9 protein-coding genes and 1 riboswitch are annotated in these 10,453 nt (G+C 68.9%); of the genes, 7 read left to right on the top strand and 2 right to left on the bottom strand.

The window, feature by feature from the left end; all coding sequences use genetic code 11:
- Positions 1-1,663 (bottom strand): DEDD exonuclease domain-containing protein (locus B1964_RS13540; RefSeq protein ID WP_079930116.1); only part of this gene is annotated, 1,663 nt, incomplete at its 3' end.
- Between the two features lie 605 nt (positions 1,664-2,268).
- A riboswitch (cyclic di-AMP (ydaO/yuaA leader) is annotated at positions 2,269-2,438 on the top strand.
- Between the two features lie 16 nt (positions 2,439-2,454).
- On the opposite strand from B1964_RS13540, the gene B1964_RS13530 reads away from it, so the two are divergent.
- The 4 genes from B1964_RS13530 to B1964_RS13515 all read left to right on the top strand — a co-directional run bounded on the left by B1964_RS13530 (position 2,455) and on the right by B1964_RS13515 (position 6,983).
- Complete coding sequence (locus tag B1964_RS13530) at positions 2,455-3,042, top strand: C40 family peptidase (RefSeq protein WP_006370537.1); 588 nt, start codon at positions 2,455-2,457, stop codon at positions 3,040-3,042.
- Positions 3,043-3,183: 141 nt separating this feature from the next.
- Positions 3,184-4,263 (top strand): NlpC/P60 family protein, encoded by a 1,080-nt coding sequence (locus B1964_RS13525; protein WP_006370536.1) that lies wholly within the window; start codon positions 3,184-3,186, stop codon positions 4,261-4,263.
- Between the two features lie 25 nt (positions 4,264-4,288).
- On the top strand, positions 4,289-5,836 hold the full coding sequence (locus B1964_RS13520; RefSeq protein ID WP_253193993.1) for a hypothetical protein: 1,548 nt from the start codon (positions 4,289-4,291) through the stop codon (positions 5,834-5,836).
- A gap of 19 nt (positions 5,837-5,855) precedes the next feature.
- On the top strand, positions 5,856-6,983 hold the full coding sequence (locus B1964_RS13515; RefSeq protein ID WP_006370534.1) for a glycosyltransferase family 4 protein: 1,128 nt from the start codon (positions 5,856-5,858) through the stop codon (positions 6,981-6,983).
- Positions 6,984-7,032: 49 nt separating this feature from the next.
- On the opposite strand, the gene B1964_RS13510 is transcribed toward B1964_RS13515, so the two are convergent.
- Positions 7,033-8,835, bottom strand: coding sequence for a long-chain fatty acid--CoA ligase (locus B1964_RS13510; protein ID WP_026920048.1), 1,803 nt, complete (start codon positions 8,833-8,835; stop codon positions 7,033-7,035).
- Positions 8,836-9,031: 196 nt separating this feature from the next.
- Here B1964_RS13510 and B1964_RS13505 point away from each other — a divergent pair, with 196 nt between their 5' ends.
- From B1964_RS13505 to B1964_RS13495, 3 genes are all read left to right on the top strand, one after another.
- Entirely contained in the window at positions 9,032-9,454 is a 423-nt protein-coding gene (locus B1964_RS13505; protein WP_006370532.1) for a hypothetical protein, read from the top strand.
- Positions 9,454-9,891, top strand: a complete 438-nt coding sequence (locus tag B1964_RS13500) for an SRPBCC family protein (protein WP_006370531.1) — start codon at positions 9,454-9,456, stop codon at positions 9,889-9,891. Before B1964_RS13505 ends, B1964_RS13500 begins: the two co-directional genes overlap by 1 nt.
- 23 nt (positions 9,892-9,914) lie before the next feature.
- On the top strand, positions 9,915-10,453 hold a 539-nt coding region (locus tag B1964_RS13495), incomplete at its 3' end, for an ArsA-related P-loop ATPase (RefSeq protein WP_290440699.1).

Here is a 10,453-nt window from a genome sequence, read left to right as displayed (position 1 = left end):
CGAGCCACCGGTACAGCAGTGCCGATTCCTCCGGGGACGCACCCAGCAGCGGCCCTTCCCCGGGTAGCACCGTCTCCGCGGAGGTGACCAACGCGTCGACGACCGGCATGGGGGCCACGCCCCGTCGGGCGTGCCCGGCCGAGGCCAGCCGACCGTGTCGGATCACGGCCAACTCCCAACCACCCGCGCCGTCGGTCCGGGCGACGACGATCTCCGCGATCCGGCAGAGCGCCGAGAGTCGCTGACAGCGTGCCAGCGTGTCGATGGTCGCGGCGACGCGATCGCGGTGACGTGCCGCGGTCTCGAACATCTGCGCGTCGGTGAGCCGATCGAGTTCGTCGATGAGCCTTGACAACAGAGCCGAGTCGCGGCCGGAGAGCAGATCGTGGGCGGCCTGTACCCGGCCGACGTAGTCGGTGACCGTCAGTGGACGGTCGGTGGCCGCGGCGCACCCGCCGAGGACGTCGCCACCGTCGGCGGGGGGCCGGCACCAATGGTGTGTCGCGGCGACCGGCATCCGGGCCCGACAGGTGCGCAGTCCGGCGGCTCGTGAGATCAGCTCCGCGATCTCGGCGGCGCGGTTGCGATTGGCGACCGGTCCGACGGAGTCGGTGCCGGGGGTTCGGGTGATCTGCAGTCGGGGAAATCGCTCGCCGGTCAGCGTGATCCACCAGCCACGGTGGGGACGGGTGGAGCGCCGGTTGTAGGCGGGCGTGTGCGCGACGATCAACCGCAGTTCGCGGACCCCGGCCTCGAGTGCGTGGGCGCATTCGACGTGGTCGACGCGGACGGCGAGGTTGACCATCTCGGCGATCCGGGGTCGTGGGTCGGACCCGTTGAAGTACGACATCACCCGGCGTCGCAGATCCGTCGCGGTACCCACGTAGAGCACCTCGGCGGACGGTCCACGGAACAGGTAGACCCCTGGTCGTGCCGGAAGTCCTTCGGCGAGATGGCGTTTGGCGCGCAGGCGGGGGTTGCCGCGGGGTAGATAGGCGGTCAGGTCGGCGTAGGTGCGCACCCCCTGGTTGCCGATGCGCTCGAGGAGCCGATGCAGGACCTCCACGGTGGCGCGGGCGTCGTCGAGGGCCCGGTGCGTCGGACGCACCGAGACGTCGAACAGGTCGGCGAGGGCACCGAGACGGACGGTGGGGGCCTCGTCACGGGTCAGCACGCGGCGCGCGAGCCGGACGGTGCACAAGCTGGTGTGGAACGGCCAGGCCAGGTCGAGCCGCGCGGCGTTGTGGCGCAGGAATCCCATGTCGAAGCGCGCGTTGTGGGCCACCAGCAGGCATCCGCGCGCGAACTCGACGAAGGAGGACAACACCTCCCCGATCTGTGGGGCGTCGTAGACCATCGCGCTCGTGATCCCGGTCAGCGCGACGATCTGCGGCGGGATCGACCGCTGCGGGTCGACGAGGGTCGCGAACTCACCGAGCACCTCGCCGCCGCGCACCTTCACCGCGCCGATCTCGGTGATGGCGTCGCGGGCCGGATCGCCCCCCGTCGTCTCCAGGTCGACCACCACGATCGTCGTATCGAACAGGGACTGCTCGCCGAAGCCCGCGTCGTCGGTGTCTGCTCCTGCGCCGAGGTCGGCGAAGGAGAGCTGAGCCGTATCAACCACCACGCCGCGAACACTAGTTCGACCCACCGACAGCATTGGCTGGGGTGCGAGTGGCTGCTGTGATCGGTGTGTTCTCGGGCCCGTCGTCGGCGGCGCGCCGATTCTGTCGGTGGCCACTTCTACTGTCGGCTGCGGTGGTCGACACCGGAGCTCGCCCGGCCCGTTGCACAACGGGCCGGGACGGGCGGACCGGGATGAATCGCCCGCCGACACGTCCGACAGACAGCAAGTGAGATGGAGATCACAAATGTACATCGACTGCGCCAGCTGCCCGGGCCGTCACCGCGCGTGTGACGGCTGCATGATGAACCTCTTCGTAGAGCCTGTGACCAGCGGTGATGGGGACGATCTCGGTGGTCGACGGGTGGCCCGCGAGGTGGGGGATTCCGACGCCGAGATCTGCTCCGCGGTCGATGTGTTCGCTGCTGCTTCGATGGTGAGCACGGCGTCTGCACGATCGGCAAAACTTGCCATCGGCCCTGCATGCGGACCCGGTTCGCGCCCGGGTCTGCGGATTCTGCGAGCCGGTTAGCCGTCACCGCGAATCGGGCCCTTTGTCCCCTAGTGGACAGACACGCATCCGATTTCGTAACCTTTCCGAGACCTTCACAGAGCGTCCCGCTTCAAACCGAAGCGGTCTGGGGAGATCACCGCTCAATCGTCCGACGGACGAACCGGGGAACCACACGTTTTCGGAGCAATCCGGATTGGGGTGAGTCGCGCCCTGGACACAGTTGTGTCCGGATCGCGTAGGGCCATTCTCTCGGCCCGAACCCGACAGCTAACTCGGTAGGCGGTCAAGGGAGAACCAAAGGAGAACTCGTTTCGTGGCCAAACATCGTTTGGAACAGCCGAATCGCGGAGGCATCGCCAAGAAGGCGATGATCGCGGGCTCGCTGACCGTCGGCTCGCTCGCCGTAGCCGCAGGTCCGGCCCTTGCCGCACCGGCTCCGGCGCCCAGTGCGACCATCGAGATCCCGAATCTCGGCAAGTTCACGGTGCCCGGCATCGATCAGAATCAGGTTCCGAACCAGTTCCGCCCGGGTGGTGGCGGCATCACCGCCCCGGTGCAGAGTGCTGCCGAGAAGGCCGTTCGTGCCGCGGAAACCAAGATCGGCGCGCCCTACGTCTACGGCGCCGCCGGCCCCAATGCCTTCGATTGCTCCGGTCTCGTCTACTGGTCCTACCAGCAGGCCGGCAAGACGATCCCGCGCGACAGCTACGGCCAGCTCGGCGGTGGACGCGCGGTGAACTACGCCGACGCGCAGCCGGGCGACGTCCTGATCTTCAACGGTGGCAGCCACGCCGGTCTCTACATCGGCAACGGCCAGTTCATCCACGCCTCCACCGAGGGTGTCCCGGTGCAGAAGGCGTCGGTCAACGCATGGTCGCTGACCGGGGTTCGCCGATACTGATCCCGCTCTCGGTGAGAACGTGTGAGCATGTATTCGGGCGGATCGCGCACAGCGCGATTCGCCCGAACGCGTCGAGGACTACGACGCCCGGTTGAGGCAGAGGTGACGAGCCCGGGTCGGTGGGGAAGTGGCAAGGGGAATGTGGTGACAATCGTGGGAGCCGGATCGGCGATCGGTCCCAACCGATCGGCGCGCCTGGCGTTGACCACCGTGATCGCGGTGCTCGCGGTCGCGTTGACGCAGATCGGTGCGGTGTTCGGGACGCCGCATGCCGTGGCCGACCCGCCGCAATCGGCGGATCAGCTGCTGGCGCGTTACACCTCGCTGAGCCGTGAGGCCGAGACCTCGGCCGAACAGATGCACAACGCGCAGATCGAGTACGACAAACAGCGTGGCATCGTCGCGCAGTCCAAGAAGGCCGCCGCTGCCGCACAGAGTTCACTCGACCGCTCCCAGGTGTCGCTGAACGAGCTGCAGACGCGCTTCGATTCGCTGGTGCGCATCAGCTATATGGGTGGCCGGTCCAACCGGCTCTACGCCGTCCTCACCAGCAACTCGCCCCAGACCCTGCTCGACCAGATGTCCGGGTTGGAGATGGTCTCGCGTCGCGCCGCCGCCGATCTGTCGGCGCTGAAAAAGGTGCGCGCCCAAACCGTCTCGGACCGCGACGCCGCGAATACGGCAGCCTCGACAGCCACCCGCGCGGTCTCCGACGCCGAACGCGTACGGGGCGATCTGCAGAAGAAGCAGGCCGAACTGCAGCTACAGGCCGCCCAGATCCGGGTGATCTACCAGAGCCTGACGGGTAAGCAGCTCGCCGCGCTCGCGGGGCCGCGCTTCGACTTCGACCCCGCAGCCGTACCCCGCGGGACAGCCCCCGCACTCGTCGCCGTGCAGGCCGCGCTGACCCGCATCGGCGATCCCTATGTGTGGGGCGCCACCGGCCCCGACTCATTCGACTGCTCGGGCCTGATGGTGTGGGCGTTCAAGCAGGCGGGCAAGCTCCTGCCGCGATCCAGTGAGGCGCAACTCGCCGGCGGCACGCCGGTCTCGCGCCAGGATCTGCAGCCCGGCGATCTCATCATCTATTACCCCGACGCCACGCATGTCGGCATGTACGTCGGCGACGGCTACGTGATCCACGCCTCCACCTTCGGTGTGCCGGTCAAGGTCGTCCCCATCGACGACGCGGGACCGTACAACTCCGCGCGTCGGTACTAGGGGCGTGCTCCGCCCGCGGTGGGCGATGGGCGGGCTCCGCCCGCGGTGGACGATGGGCGGGCTCCGCCCGCGGTGGGCGACCCTGCGCACCGGGGTGACCACGAGCGCCGGTGCGGTGCTCGTCGTCACGTCACTGCTGATCACGGCCTGCGGAGGCGACGGTGACGGTGTCGTTTCCGGCACGAGTTCGTCGTCGGCACCGGTGTCGACGAGCAACGTCTATCTGGACCAGCGCTCCCAGGGCGTGACACAGCTCCTCGACGCGCTGTCGACCGCGCTGCGCTCGGGCACCCCCGATCAGCTCGCGGCGCTGCTCGACCCGTCGATCAATCCGGCGCTGCGCGCCCGGTTGCAGACCGTACAGGACAACCTGTCGTCGGCGGTGCGTCGCCCCGACACGCCGGGACGCGGAAAACGGCTGCAGCTCAAGGAGTTCCGTTACCAGCTCGCTCCCACCGAGGAAGTCGAGACCCTGGTCGGCGCCGACGTCCAGGCACGGCTGGATCAGCAGGGCAGCTCCGACACCTGGGTGGCTCCGGTCGAACTGCACGTCGCGCTCGGCGGTGTGAGCACCCCCGGCATCGACGAGGACGAGGTGGTGATCGACACCCAGCTCGTCGCCGCCCGCTACGACGACACCTGGAAACTGGTCGGCGACTCGACCCTGGCCGGTGAGCCCGCACCGCCGACGCAGATGTGGGACCTGCCGGCGCTGGCCGTTGCCGACGTTCCCACCGCGGGTGGCACCTCGGTCATCGCGTCCTATCCGGACGGCGCCGACGATTCCGCGGCCACCTCCGGCGCACCGGCCCCCAACTCTGTGGCTCCCGGCTCTGTGGCTCCTGGCTCTGCGGCCCCTGGTTCGACGGCGTCCGGCCCCACCGCCGAGATGGTTGCCCGCATCCGTTCCCTGCTGCCCGGCGCGATCGCCGCGGTATCGGCGTTCTGGGGGACCGGGTGGCCCCAGCGTTCGGTGGTGGTGAGCACTGCCGCCGACGACCAATTCCACGCCCTGGCCGCCTCGGCCACCGACACCGCCGCGGCCGCCACCATCTACGCCCACCTCGACCTGTCCGCCGGCTCGGTGACGGGCCAGCGTGTCCTGCTCACCCCGGTGGCCCGTGATCTGCCCGCACCGGCACTCGGCGTGGTCCTGCGTCACGAACTCACCCACGTCGCCACCCGCGCGCAGACCGCGACCACCGCGCCGATGTGGCTCACCGAGGGAGTGGCCGAGTACGTCGGGCGCAAGGGCACCTACACACGTCCCGCCGATGCCGCCCCGGATCTCGCGGCCGCGGTGCAGGCCGGTGACACCCCGGCCGATCTGCCGACCGATCAGCAGTTCTCCGTCGACGCCGAGTCCTCGCGGATGGCCTATCAGTCGGCCTGGTCGGTGGCGACCTTCGTCGCGGCGACTTTCGGCGAACCCAGGCTGCGGGCGCTGTACGTTGCGGTGGGTGCATCGAGCGACGCCACGCGCGCCGATGCCGCGTTGTCGGCCACCCTGGGTATTACGCGGGCCCAGTTTGTTGCCCGATGGCGGGCGTGGCTGACGGCCGAACTGCGATGAGATCGGCAAGGATGGTGGCGTGACGCACCGAACGCTCCTGGTGACCAACGATTTTCCGCCGCGGCGTGGCGGAATCCAGTCCTACCTGCAGAATCTCGTGGATCTGCTGGATCCGGACGATGTGGTGGTCTACGCCCCGCGCTGGCGCGGACGCAGCCACGAGGAGTTCGACGCCGCGGTACCCTACCGGGTCTATCGGCATCCGACGACGCTGATGTTGCCCACCCCATTCGTCGCTCGTCGCGCCGCGAAAATCATTCGGGACGAAGACATCTCGACGGTGTGGTTCGGGGCGGCCGCGCCGTTGGCGGTGCTGTCGGGATATCTGCGTCGGGCCGGGGCCCGCCGCATCATCGCCAGCACACACGGGCACGAGGTCGGGTGGTCGATGATCCCGGGGGCGCGCGGCATCCTGCGCTACATCGGCAACCACACCGACGTCATCACCTACGTCAGCCGCTATACCCGCGGCCGATTCGCGTCGGCGTTCGGTCCGCGTGCCGCATTGGAGTATCTCCCGCCGGGCGTCGACGTCACCCGGTTCGCTCCGGATCTTGCGTCGCGCCGACGACTTCGTGCCGAGCTGGGACTCGGTGAGCGACCCACCATCCTGTGCCTGTCACGGCTGGTGCCGCGCAAGGGGCAGGACGTCCTGATCCGTGCACTGCCGCTGATCCGATCGGAGATCGCCGACGCCGCACTCGTGATCGTCGGGGGCGGACCCTACGCCGAGAAGCTCCACGACATCGCCCACGCGGAGGGCGTCAGTGAGCACGTCCTGTTCACCGGGCCGGTCCCGGCCGCCGAACTCGCCGCCTACCACACCATCGCCGACGTCTTCGCCATGCCGGCGCGCACCCGGGGCAAGGGCCTCGACGTCGAGGGCCTGGGCATCGTCTACCTGGAGGCGTCGTCCTGCGGTGTGCCGGTGGTCGCCGGCCTCTCCGGCGGCGCCCCGGAGACCGTCCGCGAGGGGGTCACCGGAACCGTCGTCGACGGCACCGACGTCGCCGGGGTCGCGCTCGCGCTCATCGGGATCCTCTCCGATCGCGACGCCGCCGCCGAGATGGGCCGTCAGGGACGCCGATTCGTCGAGGACCACTGGCAGTGGTCGCAGATGGCCGCGCGGCTACGTCAGCTGCTGTGATCGGCTCCGGCCGGTGGTGTCGACGACCCAGGCGGCGCCGACGGGCGACTCAGCGCTTGGCGTAGAGCGCGTCGATGTCGCCGGCGTACTTGTCGACGACCACGTTGCGCTTGACCTTCAGCGTCGGGGTCATCTCGCCGGTCTCCTCGCTGAAATCGTCACCGAGAATCCGGAACTTCTTGATCGACTCGGCGTGCGAGACAGTCTTGTTGGCCTCGTCGACGGCCGACTGGATCGCCGCGCGTAGGTCGGGGTCGTCGGCGAGGTCGGCCACCGATGCGTCGGCGGGCTTGCCGTTGCGTTCCTTCCACGCCGGGAAGGCCTCGGGGTCGACGGTGATCAATGCGGCGATGAACGGCTTCTGATCGCCGACCACGACGGCCTGCGAGACCAGGGCGTCGGCACGGATGACATCCTCGAGGCCGGCGGGCGAGACGTTCTTGCCGCCCGCGGTGACGATGAGTTCCTTCTTGCGCCCGGTGATCTTCAGGAACCCCTCGTCGTCGAGTGATCCGAGATCGCCGGTGTGGAACCAGCCGTCGGTGATGGCGGCGGCGCTGGCCTCCTCGTTGTGCCAGTACTCCTTGAACACCACGCCGCCACGCAGCAGGATCTCCCCATCCTCGGCGATCCGAACGGCGTTGCTCGCCAACGGTTTCCCGACGGTGCCGATCTTGACCGCGCCCGGGGTGTTGACGGTCACCGCCGCAGTCGTCTCGGTCAGGCCGTAGCCCTCGTAGACCGGGATACCGATCCCGGAGAAGAAGAATCCCAGGCGTGACCCGAGTGGCCCGCCCCCGGAAATCGCGAGCTCGCACTCGCCGCCGAGCGCGGCGCGGAGCTTGCCGTAGACGAGCTTGTCGAACAGGGTGTGCTTGGCGCGCAACACGATTCCGACGTCGCCGCGTTCGGCGGCGGCAGCGTGGTCGATGGCGGTGGCCGCCGCCATGTCGAAGATCCGACCCTTGCCCTCGTCGTGGGCCTTCTGGCGGGCCGTGTTGTAGACCTTCTCGAACACGCGGGGTACCGAGAGGATCAGCGATGGCTTGAACACCGCGAATTCCGGTACGAGGCCCGGGATGTCGTTGGTGAAGCCCACCTCGACACCGGCCTCCATGGCCACCAGGGTGATCGCGCGCGCCAGCACATGGGCCAGCGGCAGGAACATCAGCAACCGCTTGCCGGGGGCGAGCAACTGCGACATGTTGCCCTCGAGCACCCCACGGACCTCCGAGAGCATGTTGGCGTGTGTCAGCTCGCAGCCCTTGGGGCGGCCGGTGGTGCCCGAGGTGTAGATCAGCGTCGCCGGGTCGCCCGCGTGGACCGTCGCACGACGCTCGGTGACCTCGTCGTCGTCGACCTCGGCGCCCGCGGTCGTCAATTGTTCGAGCGCGCCCGGCCCGTCGGCCGGATCGATCTGCAGGACCCGCACCGGATGGTCGAGACTCGCGCCCTCGTAGAGCTTCCGGTGCTCGTCGGATTCGACGATGATCGTCGACGCCGCGGAGTCGGTCATGATCCACTCGATCTGCGAGCTCGACGACGAGTCGTAGATCGGCACGGTGATCGCCCCGGCCGACCAGATCGCGAAGTCCAGCAGCACCCATTCCAGGCGGGTCGCCGACAGCAGCGCCACCCGATCGCCGGGCTGTACGCCGGAGGCGATCAAGCCCTTGGCCAGAGCGGTGATCCGCGCGGCGATGTCATCGGCGCGCACCGGCTCCCATGTCGCTCCCTCCTTGCGGCGGAAGACGGTTTGGCCCGGCGTGCGTTCGGCGATGCCGAAGATGATCGAGGTGGCGTTCTCATCGGCCTCGATGGTGAACCTCGCGGGAACGCTGTACTCGCTCATATCCTGCACCTTTCGACCGTCAACGATGACCTGACCATCGTAACGACGACCGTTGGCACGAGGCGGTGGGGTGGGCCGGGACCGGGTGAGGTCGTTGCGCCGCCGATCGGGTTCGCCGCGAGGTACGTGCGGTGCAGACGATGCCGGAGCAGACGTTGCCTACCGATCGGCCGCGCCGATATGTGAAGCTGGAGTCGTGACGAGCATTCAGGTTGCCGACGACACCTTCGTCGCCGCGGACCCGGTGAGTGCGGCCGACGTGGTGGGGGACCGGACCAGGTGGCGCCGATGGTGGCCCGATCTGCATCTCGAGGTCGTCGAGGACCGGGCGGCCGCCGGGGTGCGCTGGCGCGTGTCGGGGCCGATCGACGGGACGATGGAGATCTGGTGCGAGCCCGTGCTCGACGGTTTCGTCCTGCATTACTTCCTGCATGCCGAACCGGCCGCGTCGGTGGTCGGCGGCGGGCGGTCGGACCGAGAGCGCGCGGACCTGCTCGCCGAACTCAACCGGCAGCGCCGGGTGGCCGGCAAGGTGATGGCCTTCGAGTGCAAGGACGTCCTCGAGGACGGTCGCGGCGTCGGCGAGCCCGCGGCCGCGTCCGGCCGGACGGGTGCGTGATGGCCGACCGCACGGAACGTTCGATCGTGGTCAACGCCGACGCCGCCGACATCATGGCGGTGATTGCCGACTTCGACAACTATCCCGAATGGGTCAGTGCGGCCCGCGAAGTCCAAGTCACCGAACGGGATTCGGCGGGTCGCGCGCGCCGGGTACGGTTTGTGCTCGACGCCGGGGTGCTGCGCGACACCTACGAATTGCGGTACGAGTGGGACGCCGACGGCACCGGGGTGTCGTGGGAGCTGGTCTCCAGTGACCTGCAACGCGATCAGCGGGGCCGCTACGAGGTCGTCCAACAGGTGCCCGGCTCGAGCAAGGTCACCTACACACTGATGGTGGACCTGATGGTGCCGATGATCGGGCAACTCAAGAGGCGCGCCGAGAAGGCCATCACCGATGCCGCCCTCAACGACCTGAAGAAGAGGGTCGAAGGCTGATCGATCTCACTCCCATCCACGTGGTGCTGGGGCCGGGGGGTTCCGGGATCTCCGTGGTCGCGGCCGCCGGAGCACTGCGTCGTGACCGCGGTCGTAACCGCGCCCGCGCACCGCTGGCCCGGCCGGACCGCCACACCCTACTGATCACCGTCGACCGGCTCTCACCGACCCCGGATCTGTTGGGGGTCTTCCGAATGCCCGGCTCGAGCGTCGCGGTCTCCTCGGGCGTACACCTGTTGACCCTGGACCGGCTGGAGTCGCTGGAGAAGACCTGGGCGGTGTTCGCCGAGTTGCTCACCGCCGGTATCCGGGGCGCCAAGACGAGGTTGCCGGTGCTGGCCACGCTGGCCGGCATCGACGCCGCCGAACTCGCCGCGCTGCCGGGCGTCGAGGAATTCCTGCTGCTGCGGCGCATCCGCGACGAGGCCACCAGCGGCACCTGGGAACGCATCGTCGTCGATCTGTCCGGGGTGGCCGATCCGTACTCCCTGCTGCGGGCGCCGACGATCCTGCTGCAGGCCCTCGAACGGTTGTGGCCGCGCCACCGACGTCTCGCGGCGGG

Origin of the sequence: Gordonia sp. i37, from assembly GCF_002043085.1 — a bacterium.
Classification (GTDB): domain Bacteria; phylum Actinomycetota; class Actinomycetes; order Mycobacteriales; family Mycobacteriaceae; genus Gordonia; species Gordonia polyisoprenivorans.
Note: the sequence above shows the minus strand (reverse complement) of the source record. Positions and strands in the feature narration are given on the sequence as shown.

Coding starts and splice junctions, on each gene's coding strand:
- B1964_RS13520 (WP_253193993.1), top strand. CDS start 4,289: ATGGGCGGGCTCCGCCCGCGGTGGACGATGGGCGGGCTCCGCCCGCGG.
- B1964_RS13510 (WP_026920048.1), bottom strand. CDS start 8,835: ATGAGCGAGTACAGCGTTCCCGCGAGGTTCACCATCGAGGCCGATGAG.
- B1964_RS13500 (WP_006370531.1), top strand. CDS start 9,454: ATGGCCGACCGCACGGAACGTTCGATCGTGGTCAACGCCGACGCCGCC.